The sequence below is a fragment of the Paraburkholderia sp. GAS41 genome, assembly GCF_050436545.1.
Classification (GTDB): Bacteria; Pseudomonadota; Gammaproteobacteria; order Burkholderiales; family Burkholderiaceae; genus Paraburkholderia.
The window spans coordinates 294,197-309,705 of the sequence record NZ_JBNDMK010000004.1 but is presented as its reverse complement, the minus strand read 5'-3'; the positions used below and the strand labels follow the sequence as shown (position 1 = coordinate 309,705).

17 protein-coding genes are annotated in these 15,509 nt (G+C 63.0%); 8 read left to right on the top strand and 9 right to left on the bottom strand.

Annotated features, from left to right (window positions below):
* Nucleotides 1-71: 71 nt before the first annotated feature.
* From P3T43_RS09445 to P3T43_RS09430, 4 genes are all read right to left on the bottom strand, one after another.
* Nucleotides 72-1,106 (bottom strand): ABC transporter substrate-binding protein, encoded by a 1,035-nt coding sequence (locus P3T43_RS09445; RefSeq protein ID WP_429280770.1) that lies wholly within the window; start codon nucleotides 1,104-1,106, stop codon nucleotides 72-74.
* A 344-nt stretch (nucleotides 1,107-1,450) separates the two neighbouring features.
* Nucleotides 1,451-2,134, bottom strand: a complete 684-nt coding sequence (locus P3T43_RS09440) for a carbonic anhydrase (protein ID WP_429280769.1) — start codon at nucleotides 2,132-2,134, stop codon at nucleotides 1,451-1,453.
* A 206-nt stretch (nucleotides 2,135-2,340) separates the two neighbouring features.
* Nucleotides 2,341-2,604, bottom strand: coding sequence for a hypothetical protein (locus tag P3T43_RS09435; protein WP_429280768.1), 264 nt, complete (start codon nucleotides 2,602-2,604; stop codon nucleotides 2,341-2,343).
* Between the two features lie 254 nt (nucleotides 2,605-2,858).
* Nucleotides 2,859-3,071 carry a DUF3820 family protein gene (locus P3T43_RS09430; RefSeq protein WP_429280767.1) on the bottom strand — a complete coding sequence of 71 codons (213 nt, stop codon included), beginning with the start codon at nucleotides 3,069-3,071 and terminating at the stop codon, nucleotides 2,859-2,861.
* Between the two features lie 124 nt (nucleotides 3,072-3,195).
* Here P3T43_RS09430 and P3T43_RS09425 point away from each other — a divergent pair, with 124 nt between their 5' ends.
* From P3T43_RS09425 to P3T43_RS09410, 4 genes are all read left to right on the top strand, one after another.
* Nucleotides 3,196-4,248, top strand: a complete 1,053-nt coding sequence (locus P3T43_RS09425; RefSeq protein ID WP_429280766.1) for an NADP(H)-dependent aldo-keto reductase — start codon at nucleotides 3,196-3,198, stop codon at nucleotides 4,246-4,248.
* Nucleotides 4,249-4,396: 148 nt separating this feature from the next.
* Nucleotides 4,397-5,674, top strand: a complete 1,278-nt coding sequence (gene mnmH, locus P3T43_RS09420) for a tRNA 2-selenouridine(34) synthase MnmH (RefSeq protein WP_429280765.1) — start codon at nucleotides 4,397-4,399, stop codon at nucleotides 5,672-5,674.
* Between the two features lie 56 nt (nucleotides 5,675-5,730).
* Complete coding sequence (locus P3T43_RS09415) at nucleotides 5,731-6,789, top strand: permease (protein WP_429280764.1); 1,059 nt, start codon at nucleotides 5,731-5,733, stop codon at nucleotides 6,787-6,789.
* A 270-nt stretch (nucleotides 6,790-7,059) separates the two neighbouring features.
* Nucleotides 7,060-7,482 (top strand): hypothetical protein, encoded by a 423-nt coding sequence (locus tag P3T43_RS09410; RefSeq protein ID WP_429280763.1) that lies wholly within the window; start codon nucleotides 7,060-7,062, stop codon nucleotides 7,480-7,482.
* A 127-nt stretch (nucleotides 7,483-7,609) separates the two neighbouring features.
* Here P3T43_RS09410 and P3T43_RS09405 read toward each other — a convergent pair whose 3' ends face one another.
* Nucleotides 7,610-8,437 carry an ABC transporter permease gene (locus tag P3T43_RS09405; RefSeq protein WP_429280762.1) on the bottom strand — a complete coding sequence of 276 codons (828 nt, stop codon included), beginning with the start codon at nucleotides 8,435-8,437 and terminating at the stop codon, nucleotides 7,610-7,612.
* A 66-nt stretch (nucleotides 8,438-8,503) separates the two neighbouring features.
* On the bottom strand, nucleotides 8,504-9,418 hold the full coding sequence (gene nodI / locus P3T43_RS09400) for a nodulation factor ABC transporter ATP-binding protein NodI (RefSeq protein WP_429280761.1): 915 nt from the start codon (nucleotides 9,416-9,418) through the stop codon (nucleotides 8,504-8,506).
* Nucleotides 9,419-9,668: 250 nt separating this feature from the next.
* Between nodI and P3T43_RS09395 the strand changes: the two genes are divergently transcribed.
* Entirely contained in the window at nucleotides 9,669-10,139 is a 471-nt protein-coding gene (locus P3T43_RS09395; protein ID WP_429271629.1) for a universal stress protein, read from the top strand.
* 139 nt (nucleotides 10,140-10,278) lie between these two features.
* On the opposite strand, the gene P3T43_RS09390 is transcribed toward P3T43_RS09395, so the two are convergent.
* From P3T43_RS09390 to lexA, 3 genes are all read right to left on the bottom strand, one after another.
* Nucleotides 10,279-10,923 carry a DUF2939 domain-containing protein gene (locus P3T43_RS09390; RefSeq protein WP_429280760.1) on the bottom strand — a complete coding sequence of 215 codons (645 nt, stop codon included), beginning with the start codon at nucleotides 10,921-10,923 and terminating at the stop codon, nucleotides 10,279-10,281.
* A gap of 213 nt (nucleotides 10,924-11,136) precedes the next feature.
* The gene (locus P3T43_RS09385; protein ID WP_429280759.1) at nucleotides 11,137-11,481 is read right to left on the bottom strand and encodes a hypothetical protein; all 345 of its coding nucleotides are present in this window, start codon (nucleotides 11,479-11,481) and stop codon (nucleotides 11,137-11,139) included.
* Between the two features lie 31 nt (nucleotides 11,482-11,512).
* Nucleotides 11,513-12,166, bottom strand: coding sequence for a transcriptional repressor LexA (gene lexA, locus P3T43_RS09380; RefSeq protein WP_429280758.1), 654 nt, complete (start codon nucleotides 12,164-12,166; stop codon nucleotides 11,513-11,515).
* A 290-nt stretch (nucleotides 12,167-12,456) separates the two neighbouring features.
* Between lexA and P3T43_RS09375 the strand changes: the two genes are divergently transcribed.
* From P3T43_RS09375 to cysW, 3 genes are all read left to right on the top strand, one after another.
* On the top strand, nucleotides 12,457-13,497 hold the full coding sequence (locus P3T43_RS09375; protein WP_429280757.1) for a sulfate ABC transporter substrate-binding protein: 1,041 nt from the start codon (nucleotides 12,457-12,459) through the stop codon (nucleotides 13,495-13,497).
* Between the two features lie 118 nt (nucleotides 13,498-13,615).
* Complete coding sequence (cysT, locus tag P3T43_RS09370; RefSeq protein ID WP_429280756.1) at nucleotides 13,616-14,533, top strand: sulfate ABC transporter permease subunit CysT; 918 nt, start codon at nucleotides 13,616-13,618, stop codon at nucleotides 14,531-14,533.
* A complete protein-coding gene (gene cysW / locus P3T43_RS09365) occupies nucleotides 14,530-15,507 on the top strand; it encodes a sulfate ABC transporter permease subunit CysW (RefSeq protein ID WP_429280755.1) in 978 nt (325 codons plus the stop codon). The genes cysT and cysW overlap by 4 nt, the downstream gene beginning before the upstream one ends.
* The last annotated feature ends 2 nt before the right edge of the window (nucleotides 15,508-15,509 follow it).

Below are 15,509 nucleotides of genomic sequence, written 5' to 3'. Positions count from 1 at the left end.
CTCCAATGCGCCTGAACGGACGGCGTGAAACGCCATCCGTTCAGCACAAAGCGTCGTGACGTCGTCGCGGATCAGGCGCCCGCGAGCGAGGCCTGAATCTTCGACGCGACGTCGGCCGGCACCCACTGCTTCCACATCTCCGGATGCGTGCGCAGGAATTGCGTGGCCATGGTGCTGCCGTCTACCTTCTTGACGCTCATGTCGAGGATGGTCTGATTCAGAAAGTCCATCGGGAACTGGACCTTGTTGAACACGGCCATCAATTGCGGATCGTCGTTGTAGAAGGGCGTCGATACCCCTACCGTCACATGCGAAACCATGTACGACGACGCGCACTGCGACGTGCTGCTTTCGTCACGCAGCGTCTTCCAGCAATCGGCGTTGTACGGCGGCATCTTCAGTTCGGTGAGCTTGTATTTCGCCATCAGCGCAGCCGGACCCCAGTAGTAGAACAGGATCGGCTTGCCGCGCGTGTAAGCGGAAGCAATCGCGGCATCGAGCGCGGCGCCCGTGCCCGGGCGGAAATTCGTGTACGAATCGTCGAGCTTGAGCACCTTCAGAAGACGCGTGTTCACGCGTTCGCAATCCCAGCCGCTTGGGCAGTTGAGAAAGCGGCCCTTGCCGGGTTCTTCGTCATCCATGAATACGTCTTTGTACTTCGGCAGATCGCTCACCGAAGCGAGGCCCGGCGCCGACGGCTTGATGCCGCGCGCAGGATCGCCCTTGACGACGTAATCCGGCACGAACCAGCCTTCCTTGGTGCCGCCCGGCAACGTATCGCCGACCAGCTTGACATTGCCCGACGCAACGGCCTTGGCGGTGATTTCGCTGCGCCCGGTCCATTGTTCGGCCCAGACCTGCACGTCGTTGTGCGCGAGAGCGGTTTCGGTGGCGGCCGTGCTACCGGGCACCTCATCGGTCTTGCAGCCGTAGCCTTTCTCGAGAATCTGCCGCAGGACTTCGGTCGCGAACGCGCCGCTTTCCCACGTGATGCCGGCAAAGTGCACCGTCTTGCCGGCGCCGCACCAGTTGTCGGCCGCGTGGGCGCTGCCGGTCGCGAGTAAGGCCACGCTCAGCAATGCCGCGCGAAGGTGTTTGAATTTCATGATCGACCTGTCTCCTTGTATTGTCTGAATATCTTTTAATTGATCGTGGTCACGCCTGACTGTGACTTCGGAGCCTCGCGGCACGAAGCGCTACGCCCTCCAGAATCGCTGCGCAGTCGATGGTGTAGCGTGATTGTGCGGTTCGTTGCCGCTGGCGAAGAATTGATGTTTTTTGATCTCAGGTATGAGCCTGACTCAACTTCGGGTTTGTACGGAGCGGTGCGAGGGGAGGGTGACAGGAGGCAGACGGGAGCCGCGTCGGGGACCGTCCACCTGCCTTGAGTTGCAGCCTGAAGGCGAGGGTGCTGACGATGTCAGCGCGGCATGGTTCGTACCGGAGTCGTTCAGGTGGCCTGGGCGCGGCCAGCGGATTGATCGACATGGGTCCGTAGCGCACAGGCATCGCGATGCTCCGCCAGCGAAACGAATCGCGGTGGCTTGGCGCTGCCGTCGAGCGCGTCGATTGCGCCGTTTTCGATGTCGTAGACCCAGCCGTGCAGGTTCAGCTTACCCTGCGAGAGGGCAACCGCCACCGACGGATGAGTCTTGATGTTGGCGAGCTGCGCCTCGACGTTGTCGCGCACCAGTGCATTCAGACGCGCCTGCGGCGAAGCATGGGTGCGGGCGGCGTTCACGGCTTTGGCCGAATCGGCATGCCGCAGCCACGCGCCCACCGCGGGCAGATGATCGAGGCACATGCAGGTCGAGATGGCCGTCATCGCGCCGCAGTCGGAGTGTCCGCAGATCACAATGTCCGTGACGCCCAGCACGGCGACCGCGTATTCGACAGTCGCCGAGACGCCGCCGGGTTCCGGTCCATATGACGGCACGATATTGCCGGCGTTGCGGATCACGAACATATCGCCGGGCTCGCGCTGGGTCAGCAGTTCGGGCACCACGCGGCTGTCCGAGCAGGTGACGAACAGCACGCCGGGGTTCTGGGTGTTGGCGAGGCGTTTGAAGAGCTCGGAATGAGCAGGAAAGACCTCGCGCTGAAATTTCAGAAAGCCTTCAATGATGCTTTGCATGAGCGTTTCTCCCGGCGCCGGGGGCACCAAGCATTGACTAAGAGATGAATGGGTTCGACCAAAGGTCCAGGACCGGATTATGAATGATCCGGCGCGCCTGTCGTGGCGATCGGGGTGAGTCGCTCAATGCGGTGATGAAGATCGTTCGGCGCAGCGGGTCGTTCCAGCACGCCGCATGCGCTGTGCATGCGGCACGCGCAGGGCGTTCAGTGGGCCGCGCCGATCGGCGCCAGCAGGTGCAGCGAGTGGTGCAAGATCGGGTACACGCACACGAGGAACGCGGCATACACCGCGGCCATCGTCACGCCGGCGGCGGTGCCCCACACGTCGCGCGAGGCGGGGCCCTGACGGAAGTGGACCGGCAGGCCCACGACGATATAGCCGAAGAGGAAGAATGCAATGACGGCCCCGACGGGCGACATGTCGTGACCGATGTATTCCAGTAGATGAATGACGCTGGGATTATTCATGGAGACAGACAAGATCTGCGGGAGAAACGGATCAGGTGCTATTGATTACAACCGATGGAAACACCAGGGTCAAGCGACAAAAAGTTAGTTTTTTTTACAGAGCAAAGGGTACGCGCGAAGCTTTCATTTTGTATTGAATGGGTGAGGCGATTGTCGACTGCATTTAGAAAAATGAAAGCCTGTTTCTGCCTGACAAAAGCTGCGCCGCTCTTGCCCGGCGTGACTCGGCGCGACTTCCCGACAGCGTGTGCGACTTAACGTTTTTTGAGCGGTTCGATTAACGACTTCAGGCCGTTGTGATCGATCTCCTGCATTAACGCCAGCAATTGGCCGATTTCGCCAGGTGGAAATCCCTGACTCGCAAACCAGTTCAGATAGTGTCCCGGTAAATCCGCGATCAGTCGGCCTTTATATTTTCCGAAGGGCATGACGCGGGTCACCAGCAGTTCAAGTTGTTCCGGATTCATCGCTTTCGCCAAGGAGTAGATGTCGCTGCCGAAGCCGGCGGGCGCATTTTAGCTGCGCTGCAGGCATTGTGCGGCCGTGGTAAGTTCGGGGCTTTTCGATTGTTGAACGAACGGGAAAAGTGCAATGGAATACCGCCGGCTAGGCAACAGCGACGTTGAGGTCAGTTTGATCGGGCTCGGGACGATGACCTGGGGCGAGCAAAACACCGAACGCGAGGCGCATGAGCAGATCGATTACGCGCTCGATCAAGGCATTAATCTGATCGATGCCGCGGAGATGTACCCGGTGCCCCCACGCCCCGAGACGCAGGGCGCCACCGAGCGCTACATCGGCAGCTGGCTCGCTCGGCATCGCGGCGCGCGCGAGAAAATCGTGCTTGCCACCAAAATTGCCGGGCCGGCTCGTCAGCCGCACAACCCGCGCCATATTCGCGGTGAAGGCAACCAGTTCGACCGCAAGAATCTCACTGAGGCGCTCAACGACAGCCTCAAGCGTCTGCAAACTGACTACGTCGATCTGTACCAGTTGCACTGGCCCGATCGCAGCACCATGACGTTTGGCCGCACCGCCTATCCGTGGGTCGAGGACGCGTACACCGTGCCGATCGAAGAAACGTTGTCGGTGCTGGCCGGTTTCGTGAAGGAAGGCAAGATCCGGCATATCGGCGTTTCGAACGAAACGCCGTGGGGCGTCGCGCAGTTCCTGCGTGCGGCGGAGAAGCTCGGCTTGCCGCGCATCGTCAGTATCCAGAATCCGTACAGCCTGCTGAACCGCACCTTCGAAGTGGGGCTGTCCGAATACAGCCATCGCGATGGCATTGGCCTGCTGGCCTATTCGCCGCTGGCGTTCGGCTGGCTGTCGGGCAAGTACGAAGGCGGCGCGCGTCCTGCGGGCGCGCGCATCACGCTGTTCGAGCGCTTCAAGCGTTACAGCAAGCCGGAAGCCGTCGCGGCGACCACTCGCTATGTCGAACTCGCGAAGCGGCATGACCTGTCGCCCGCGCAATTCGCGCTGGCGTTCGTCAATAGCCGGCCGTTCGTCACGAGCAATCTGATCGGCGCCACCTCGCTCGCGCAACTCAAGGAAAATATTGGCAGCGCGGCAGTGAAGCTGTCGCCCGAGTTGCTGGCAGAAATCGACGCGTTGCACGAACGTCAGCCCAATCCCGCGCCGTAACTTCCGGCGGGACACGGCGCACAGGCTGGCGGTAAACGCGAGGCCGCCCCAGCCTGTGCCGGCTCGCCCCATGCGATAATTCGGCATAACCGTTGTCCCCATCCCGGCTGTTTCGTTCGAAACCAGCCTTTCCTCGCGCGTCGTCCCATTGAAAAACCTGCTGGTGTCCCTCGATCAACTGCCGCGCTTCGACGAGATCGTCGACGTGCGCACACCGCTCGAGTTTGCCGAAGATCACATTCCAGGCGCGCTCAACGCGCCGGTGCTGAGCAATGAAGAGCGCGTGATCGTCGGCACGATGTACAAACAGGTGTCGCCGTTCGAGGCCACGCGGGTCGGCGCGGCCATGGTGGCGCGCAACATCGCGCATCACCTCGAAACCACCTTTGCCGGCCGCCCGCGCAACTGGCGTCCGCTGATCTATTGCTGGCGTGGAGGCAAGCGCTCCGGTTCGATGACGACCTGGTTCAACCTGATCGGCTGGCAGGCGCGTCAGCTCGACGGCGGCTACAAGAGCTATCGGGGCTCCGTGCTCGAAGCGCTCAAGCGTTTGCCGGGCCAGTTCGACTACGTCGCGTTGCTCGGCCATACCGGCAGCGGCAAGACGCGGCTGTTGCAGGCGCTGCGCGAAGCGGGTGCCCAGGTGCTCGATCTGGAAGCGCTAGCCTGCCATCGTGGCTCGCTGCTCGGCGCGTTGCCGGATCAGCCGCAGCCGGCGCAAAAAGCCTTCGATACGGCGTTGGTCAGCGTGTTGTCGGGCTTCGACGCACAGCGGCCAGTGTTCGTGGAAGCCGAGAGCCGGCGGATTGGCGCCATCACGTTGCCGCCGATGCTGCTCGAGCGCTTTCACGGCGGCGCGTGTGTGGAAGTGGCAACCACCTACGCCGATCGCATCGCGTTTTTGCTGCAGGACTACGCGCATTTGTTCGATAACCCGGAGTCGTTCAAGCATCAGCTCGACCGCCTGATTGGCCTGCATAGTCGTGAGCAGGTCAAGCATTGGTGTCAGTTGGTCGACATGGGTCTTGAGGGCAATCCCGGCGCTGCCTCGACACGTGCCGAACTGTTCGGTGAACTGATCGAGCGGCACTACGATCCTGCCTATCAGCGCAGCAGTCGGCAGCATTTCAGCCGCCTTGGCGAAGCGGTGCGCTTCGGCTTCAGGCCGAATGCCGCAGATAGTGTCGGACAGGCCACCGCGCTGCTGGCGAGTCTCGCACTGGCAGGTGAAAAGGCGGACGGAAAGCCTGACGGAAAGCCCGATGGGAATGCAACCGAAACGGCCCGTGGCAGCGCGTCCGTGGGCGTCCCGCAACGGACTGGCGGGACTGCGCACGCCTCGCACCCGCGTGCGACGGCCGCCGGCACGACGGAAGACCTGCCTGATGCCGCCGCAGCGCGGCCGGATCCCGTCAAACCCCAATAGTTTCGAGTCGTTTCTGCCTCCACAGTCTTCGCTTCCACCCAGAAAACACTATAACGATGAACACCACACGCCAGACTCAACCCGCATCCGGATGGCTGATTTTTCTGCTGCTCGCCGTCGTCGGGCTCTTTTATGTGAAGTGGTTTCCGTACTACCACCGCGCATTCACGGCCGCCGAGACGCATTCGATCGGCAAATCGATCCTCATGGGCACCGAGGCAAGCCCGCCCGCACCGTCGCTGGCAGCCGCGCTCGGTTATGCGCTCGCTTACGGCAAGGCGATCTGGCAGGCGATGGTGCTCGGTCTGTTGCTCGGTTCGGCCGTGCAGGTTCTGCTGCCGGTGCAATGGATCGCGCGGGTGCTCGGCAAGACCGGCTTTGGCAGCGTCGCGGCCGGCGGTCTGCTGGCGATTCCGGGCATGATGTGCACCTGCTGCGCGGCGCCGGTCGTGGTCGGCTTGCGCCAGCGCCAGGCATCGCCGGGCGGCGCGATAGCGTTCTGGCTCGGCAACTCGGTGCTTAATCCGGCCACGCTCGTATTCATGGGTTTCGTGCTCGGCTGGAACTGGGCCGCGCTGCGCCTCGTGCTGGGCGTGCTGATGGTGTTTGGTCTTGGCTATCTGGTGAACCGGCTCGTGACGCGCGAAGAGGCCGAAGCCGCCGATAGCCAACTGGCGCAGCTTGCTGCACTGCAGGAGCAGGATCGCGGCAATGCTTTCGTGCGCTGGCTGAGGCTCTTTGCCCGCATGGCGGTGCGCCTGATTCCCGAATATATCGTCCTGATCCTGCTGCTCGGTGCCGCGCGCGCATGGCTGTTCCCGCACGTCGGCCCGGAGATCGGTAACGAACTTGGCTGGATCGTCGCGCTGGCGGTCGCGGGCATGCTGTTCGTGATACCGACCGCGGGCGAGGTGCCGATCATTCAGGCGATGCTTTCGCTGGGCATGGGCGTCGGCCCCGCCGGTGCGTTGCTGATGACCTTGCCGCCAATCAGCGTGCCGTCGCTCGCCATGCTGGCCCGCTCGTTCCGGCCGCGTCTACTGACTGTGGTGGCGGTGTCGGTGGTGTTGTTCGGGGTGGTAGGCGGCGGCCTTGCGGTGGCATTCGGCTTCTGAATCCGTGAGCGGCGCGCGCGGTTTTACCCACGTTGCGCGATAAATCTCGCTGTCAGTTGCTGAATCACGACCTAAACTGGGGAACTGGGGCTTGCGGATCGAACTGGGGCATGTTCAATGCGGCTGTGATGCCCACCAGTGGTACGATTCAGCCCGAAAACAATCACAAGCGGCGTGCCCTTTGCGACCTGCGTCAGCGACATGCGCGCAGACGAAGTAGGCCTCCATGGGCCGCCTCGTACACTCGAGCGATGGCAATCAGGAAATCGAATGGCGCAACAAAAAACCAATCCGAAACTTGAACAGGCGCTGACACGCGGGGACCTCGCGATCCGCCAGGCGAACTCGGCGCGTGCCACGGCGCTGCTGCGCGCGTTGGGCAAAATGATCATCGACGCATCGGCGACGATCGGCGTGGAGGCGTTCACGCTCATCCCCGATGGCGATCGCATTTACGATCCCGCCGACGGCCTGTGGCCACAGGAACTGCTGGTGTCGCTCGACGGTCCGGTGGAAGAGTCCGATCCTGACGAGCTGCGCACGGTTCGTCTGATAGCCGACGATCCGGGCACGGTGTTTCGCGTCGAATGGCAGCGCGCGGATGGGAAGCTCGGGCGTCAGGAAGGCGGTCCGTTTGCAACGGTCGCGTTCATCTCCGACGTCGATATTCCCTGGACGGATGACGAAGACTGAGGCCGGTGGGCACGCATTGCGCGCGGTGTTATCCGAAGACTGAGCCGGCAACGCGCGCGCGAGGTGTTGCGGCCGAGCTGAGGCTTGCCCGGCGACGCGCCGCCGCGTCGGATATGTTCGCGCGTGCCTAGCGCATCATCCTGCGCCGGAACAGTACCGCCGCGATGCAGAACGGCACGACCACATAGGCGACCAGCACCGCGACGTGCAGCGCCACGTGGTCGAGCGGGCGGCCGAGCATGGCAGGCCGGATCAGATCGACCGCGTGCGCCAACGGCAGCAACTCCGTCACGAAGCGGGCGACCGGCGGCAACTGGGCAATGGGAAAGAACACGCCGGAGAGCAGCAGCATTGGGGTGAGGGCCAGCGTCTGATAGAACATGAAAAAATCGTACGAAGGCGCGAGTGCCGTGACGATCATCGCCACCGTGGCGAACGCGAGTCCGGTCAGCGCAATGACGGGCAGCGCCAGCAGCATCGACGGGAAGTTCGCATAGCCGAGCGCGCCGGCCACCAGCATGATCGCCACCCCGGACAGCATCGACTTGCTGCCTGCCCACATGACTTCGCCCAGCACGATATCGCCTAGCGTGAGCGGCGTGTGCATGATCGCCTCCCACGTGCGCTGGACGTGCATGCGCGAAAAGCCCGAATACATCGACTCGAAACTGGCCGACATCATCACGCTCGAAGCCACCGTACCGGCGGCGAGAAAGGCGATATACGACACGCCGTCGACATGTCCCACCATCAGGCCCATCCCGAAGCCCAGACCGAACAGATAGATCATCGGATCGGCGAGATTGCCGAACATCGACGCCATCGCCAGCTTGCGCCACACCAGATAATTGCGGCGCCACACGGCGATCCAGTTGACGGCATTGGCGGGGAGCGCCGCGAACGGTTCGCTGGCGGGAGTGGCCTGGCTGGGAGTGTCGTAGGTACGTGCGTCCATGGCGGATGGGGTCGAGGCAGGCGGGGTGGCGGGTACAGTATGTGTGCGGGTGCCGGAGGGCGGCCGTCAGTCCTGCATTTCGCGGCCCGTGAGCCGCAGGAACACGTCTTCCAGGTTGGCCGGGCGGTGCAGATAGCGCAGATCCGCGCGCTGCTTGAGGCGCGCGTGTACCGGTTCCGCGTCGCTGACGTAACAGAACAGCGTTTCGCCGCTGATCTCGGTCCGTTCGGCGAGCGGCGCCAGTTCGTCGCGCAGGGCGATGGGATCCGGACCGTAGATTTCGATCACATCGCAGCCAATCTCCGAGGCGATCAGTTCGTTCGGCGCGCCTTCCGCAATCTTGCGTCCTTCTTCGATCACGCACAGACGGTGACACAGCCGCTCCGCTTCTTCCATGAAGTGCGTGGTCAGAAGAATGGTCTTGCCGCGTACCAGCAACGAGCGCAGGCGCTCCCAGATCAGGTGGCGCGCCTGCGGGTCGAGACCGGTGGTGGGCTCGTCCATGATGAGCACGTCCGGATCGTTGACGAGCGCGCGGGCGAGCGTCAGACGCCGCTTCATGCCGCCGGAGAGTTCGCCGACCCGCGCATCCGCCTTGCTCTCGAGCCGGGCAAATTCCAGCAGCGACGGCACCATGGCGCGGGTCTGCGCCGCGCTCATGCCGAAGTAGCGGCCGAATACCAGCAGGTTCTCGCGCACCGTGAAGTCCGGATCGAGATTGTCGAATTGCGGCACGACGCCCACACGCGCCCGCGCGAAACGGGAACGTGCCGGAATCGGCTCGCCGCACAGGCGGATCGTGCCCGCATCCGGCGCGGCGATGCCGAGCAACATGCGCAAGGTGGTGGTCTTACCGGCACCGTTCGGACCGAGCAGACCGAAACACTCGCCGCGCTGGACGTGGAACGACAGGCCGTCGACGACAGTCTTACCGGCATAGCGCTTGTTGACTTGCAGGAATTCGATGGCGGCTTCTGGCATGGGTCGTTAGGGATTCCGAAGGACGTGAACGGCCGGTAAGGCTGCCCATTCTAGGGCATCGGCGCCCGCGTGTTGACGCTCTTGCACTGCGAGGGTGCGGCTTCTTGCACTGCGGCATGGCACGCGCAGCGGCTGCGTCATAGCGAACGCCGCGCTGGCGCGAAGTTAGCGTTTTCCATCCCTTGCATGCTGAATTGCGGCGCACCATGATGCAGGACAGAGCCGCGATAAACGCGGTAGGGAGAACCAAATGGCGAGCTACAAGAAAATCCTGTTGTGCTACGACGGCTCGCGCGAAGGCCGCAAGGCGCTGCGCTGCGGCGCCGATCTGGCGCTGGACCTGAAAGCGGAAACGCATTTGCTGTCAGTGGTGGATATGCGCTCGAGCATCGCGCAGAGCGCGGGGCTGCTGACCGACGTGGCCTGTGGCAGCTTCGAGAAGACCGCCCGCGACATTCTCCAGGAAGGCGTCGACTGGCTCACCGAGCGAGGCGTCACCGCGCAAGGGCATTTTGCATTCGGCCATCCGATCGACGAAATCGCCAATCTGGCCAACGAACTTCAGGTGGATCTCGTGGTAGTCGGCCACCGATGCCGCACCGGCCTCTCGCGCTGGTGGATGGGCGCGGGGAATACGCCGCTACTCGACCGGGTTTCGTGCAGCATTCTGGTGGCGTGCTCGTCGGTACAGGAACAGCAGCAAGCGGCTGAGGCGGCTTGAGTCTGAGTCTGAGTCTGAATCCGAGCCGGGGTCTGGGTGAGAAGACCAGACTCCGGACGGGTGGAACGAGGCGAGGCTTGCTATTCACGGTTCAGCTTGCCCGCCGTTCGTATTCGGTCTGCGCGTTCGGCTGGCCCCGTCAGTTTGCGTTTAGATCGACCGCAGCCAGCTTCCATGAAAACAGCCCTTCGCGTCGCAGAATGGCGGAGTAACGTGCATCGCCGACGCCATGCTGATAGGTGACGGCGAATTCATTGATGCCGCGATAGCCGGCCGTGGTCTGCGGCGGTTGCGGCGGCGCGGTCGACGGGGTGGCTGGCGCGGGCGCTGCGGGAGCGGGCGCTGAATCTGCACCACCGGCAGACGGATTGGCACTCGCATCCTGCGCTGTGGGCGGGCGCTGGTGGAGATCGCCGCGCGGCGGCATGCCGTTCAATAACGCAGCCACGCCATCCGGGGTTGCATAGGCATCCACCAATGGACCAATCAAGGCTACGCCAATCATTGCGCCAAGCGCTGCGAGCGGATTACCGCTCGCACGGGCTTCGATTCGCCGCGTCAGCAGCCCGCCAATCTGCTCCTTTAGGCTCTCGCGTAATGCCGGATAGTCGACGTATTCGCTGACGGTCTGCGCATCGCGTGCGTCGGCGGCGCGCTTTAGCCGGTCGAGTGCGAGGTAGGGCGAGGCATAGGCGTATCCGAGCACAGCCACGATCACAATCGCGAGGAGCCCAACGATCAGCGGCCGCGCAAAGCCACGTGTTGCAGAGGTTGAAACAGACATCGTGCGAGATTCTCCGCTGTGGGTGATCTAAGGTGGACCGCCGCCGCGAGAAAACGATCCCCGCAAGCTTCACGCGACGTTCCCGATCCACCCATTTCTCAGCGTCAACTGGCGCACGTCTGAAACGGACGACGCATAACGAACAACTCGTAACGAACAACGAACACGGAGAGAGGCCAAGCCTCGGCTTCCGGGTGTTGCGCAACATAGCCTTTATTCAAACAGCGCGTTTTGCACGCCGGCCCGTTCTTCAGCGATGCAATGGTCGATCATCCGGCACACCGCGTCCACCGTGCCGACCATGATGAGACGCGACGGCCCGTGGTAGACCCGCACCGGTGCGCGCCGGGCCGGTTCTGCGGTGTTGAGGCCGGAATTCAGCGAGACCCGCGCGAAGGCTGGCAGCGCCGACGGCAATGTTGAAGTCTGCGGCTCTTCTGCGTCGAATAACGAAGGAGTAGCGCTGGACGCCTCGATGGGTGCGCAGGGCACAAGGCTGCGCAAATGGCGCAGACGACCGAACTGGCGGAAGGGCAGCAGGCGGGCAAGGCGTTCCATGAGTCTCTCCAGGCTTGGTTCAGGTCAGGGTTCAGAACTCGGTGGGGCGAATCAGCCCGACCGCGATGCCTTCCAGTGCGAATTCCGCACTGCCGGCCTGAACGAAGATGTTTTCGTAGTCGGGGTTCTCGGCGATCAGCTCGATACCATTCGGCCGGCGCTTGAGACGCTTGACCGTCACGTCGTCGCCTAGCCGCGCGACGATGATCTGGCCGTCTTTCGCTTCGCTTTTCTTCTGCACGGCGAGCAGGTCGCCGTCGAAAATGCCGGCGTCCCGCATGGACAGCCCGCGCACCTTCAACAGGTAGTCCGGCTTGCTCGAGAACAGCGCCGGGTCGCAGGCGTAATGCTGCGAAATGTGTTCCTGCGCAAGGAGCGGGCTACCGGCGGCCACCCGGCCGATCAGGGGCAGGGACAACTGCATCAGGCTGGCATGCGGCAGCGTGAACTGATGCGGTGCGTCGTCCTGGCCGGCCAGCAACAAACGGATGCCGCGCGAAGCACCGGCAGCGAGTTCGATCACACCCTTGCGGGCGAGCGCCCGCAGATGCTCCTCCGCCGAGTTGGCCGAACTGAAGCCCAGCTCAGCGGCGATCTCCGCGCGGGTGGGCGGAAAACCGGTGCGTTCGATTGCCCGGCGGATCAGATCGAAAACCTCTTGCTGTCGTGCGGTAAGTTTGGTCATGGGGCCACTGTATGGATAGACAGGTGACTGTATTTTTATACAGTATTCGGCGCAATTCAAGCTTTACTTTAAGTTCGTGCCCTGGGTGTCGTGACAGCGCCGCTTCAGGGTGTTCCAGCAGCCGTTTGCGTGCCGCAACGCCGCGCCCAGCTGTCATTACCACTTTTACGTATTAAAAAATGAATAAACATTATTTTTAATGATGAAAGCCTTTCGATAGAGTGGCCTGCAGTTCGACACAAACAACCCGGGACGCACTGTCCCAGCCAACCACGACGCGGAGAAGGTGGATGATCGATCAGGGCACGGGGCTCGCAGGCAAGACCAGGAAACTCATCACGCTACTGGCGTTCGGCTGCGCAACGGCACTCGGCCTGGTGGCCCAGACGGCCGCCGCGGACACGACGCTGCTCAACGTGTCGTATGACCCGACGCGCGAGCTGTACCAGCAGGTCAACCAGGCGTTCGGCAAGCAGTGGAAGGCGCAGACCGGTGAAACGCTCACCTTCAAGCAGTCGCACGGCGGCTCGGGCGCGCAGGCGCGCTCGGTGCTCGATGGCCTGCAGGCGGACGTGGTGACGCTCGCGCTGGCTTACGACATCGACGCGCTCGCCGGCAAGGGCCTCATCGACAAGAACTGGCAGAAGCGCCTGCCAGACAACGCAGCGCCGTACACCTCGACGATCGTATTCCTGGTGCGCAAGGGCAATCCGAAGCACATCAAGGACTGGGACGATCTCGTCAAGCCTGGCGTGTCGATCGTCACGCCGAATCCGAAAACCTCGGGCGGCGCGCGCTGGAACTATCTGGCGGCCTGGGCCTATGCCGAGCATCAACCGGGCGGTAACGATCAGAAGGCCAAAGACTTCGTCTCGAAGCTCTATAAGAACGCCGGTGTGCTCGACTCGGGCGCGCGCGGAGCCACCACGAGCTTCGTGCAACGCGGCATCGGCGACGTGCTGATTGCGTGGGAAAACGAGGCGTTTCTGTCGCTGAAGGAATTCGGTCCGGACAAGTTCGAGATCGTGGTGCCGTCGGTGAGCATTCTGGCCGAACCGCCGGTGGCGGTGGTCGACAAGGTGGTGGACAAGCACGGCACGCGCAAGCAGGCGGAGGCGTATCTGAACTTCCTGTATAGCGAGCAGGGTCAGGAAATCGCGGCCGAGAATTTCTACCGTCCGCGTTCGGACAAGGTGCCGGCCGCGCTGACCGCGAAGTTTCCGAAGCTGAAGCTGTACACCGTGGACGATTCGTTCGGCGGCTGGGCCAATGCGCAGAAGACGCACTTTGCCGATGGCGGCGTGTTCGATTCGATCTACGCGCCGCAATAAGGCGCCAATGGTAGGAAGCGAAGCACGCCCGAAGTGGCGTGCTTTTGCGTCGCACAGTTGGGCCACACGTTCGGCCAACGGTGGCCGCCGTGGTTTTCACCCTGAAAGAGCATCCTGCATGACGACGTTGACCTTTCGCAAGCCAAGCGCGTTACCCGGCTTCGGCCTGACGCTCGGCATCACGGTGGCGTATCTGAGCCTCGTGGTGCTGATTCCGCTCGCGGGGACCTTCCTCAAGACCGCCTCGCTTAACTGGACCCAGTTCGTCCACGCCGTGGCCTCGCCGCGCGTGCTGGCGTCGTACCGGCTGACCTTTTTCTCCGCGCTGGGCGGCGCGCTGATCAACGCGGTGTTTGGCTTTCTCGTGGCCTGGGTGCTGGTGCGCTACACGTTCCCGTTCAAGCGTCTGGTCGATGCCATCGTGGATTTGCCGTTCGCGTTGCCCACTTCGGTCGCCGGCATCTCGCTCGCGGCGGTGTATGCGGGCAACGGCTGGATCGGCCAGTTTCTCGAGCCGCTCGGCATCAAGATCGCGTTCACGCCAGCGGGCGTGCTGGTGGCGTTGACCTTTATCGGTCTGCCGTTCGTGGTGCGTACCGTGCAGCCGGTGCTCGAAGAGTTCGAGCGCGAGCAGGAGGAGGCCGCGGCGTGCCTCGGCGCGTCGCGTTGGCTGACGTTTCGCCGCGTGGTATTGCCCGCTGTGTTGCCGGCGCTGCTGACCGGTTTCGCCTTGGCTTTCGCGCGGGCGTTGGGTGAATACGGGTCGGTGATTTTCATCGCCGGCAACGTGCCGATGAAATCGGAGATCACGTCGCTGCTCATCATCACCAAGCTCGAGCAATACGACTACGCCGGCGCCACGGCATTGGCGGTGGTGATGCTGGTGGTGTCGTTCCTGATGCTGCTGTTGATCAACACGCTGCAGTGGTATCTGCAGCGTCGTACGCGGCGCGGCGCGGCCGCGCCGGCGCTGCCGGTCGTAAGCGCCGCCGCAGGCGCCACAGGCACGACCAGCTCGGCAGGAGGTGCGCGATGAGCAACGACTCCGCAACGCTGCCGCCGCTCCCGCCCGTGCAACGTGCCATTTCGAACACGCAGCGCCGTGCCGATCCGGTGACCGAACCGCGTCTCGTGCGCTGGGTGCTCACGGGCATCGCGCTGCTGTTTCTCGCGCTGTTTCTGGTGGTGCCGCTCGTCGCGGTGTTTTATCAGGCGTTGGGCAAGGGCATTGGCTTTTATTTCGCGGCGCTCGCCGATCCCGACGCGGTCTCCGCCATCAAGCTGACGCTGCTGACCGCCGCGATCGCCGTCCCGCTGAACCTGGTGTTCGGGCTCGCCGCGTCATGGTGCATCGCGAAGTTCGAATTCAAGGGTAAGGCGCTGCTGACGACCCTGATCGACTTGCCTTTTTCCGTCTCGCCGGTGGTCTCGGGTCTCGTCTATGTGCTGCTGTTCGGCGCCCAGGGCTGGTTCGGTCCGTGGCTGCAGGATCACAACGTGCAGATCATTTTCGCGGTGCCGGGCATCGTACTCGCGACGATTTTCGTGACCTTCCCGTTCGTCGCGCGCGAACTGATTCCGCTGATGCAGGCACAGGGCAACGACGAAGAGGAAGCCGCTCACGTGCTCGGCGCGTCCGGTTGGCAGACCTTTCGCCGGGTCACCTTGCCGAACGTCAAGTGGGGTCTCCTGTACGGCGTGATCCTGTGTAACGCACGGGCAATGGGCGAGTTCGGCGCTGTTTCAGTCGTATCGGGCCATATTCGCGGCCAGACCGACACGATCCCGCTACATGTCGAGATCCTCTACAACGAATACAACTTTTCGGCGGCGTTTGCCGTGGCCTCATTGCTCGCGCTGCTCGCGCTCGTGACGCTAGGGCTCAAGCTGCTTGCCGAGCGGCATCTGTCGGCGGAACTGGCAGCCGCGCGGGACCTCCCCGCGCACGCCGGCCCCGCCACTTCAATCTCTTCGACAGCACGTGCGTCGACGCAGCACCCGGTCCAGTAAGG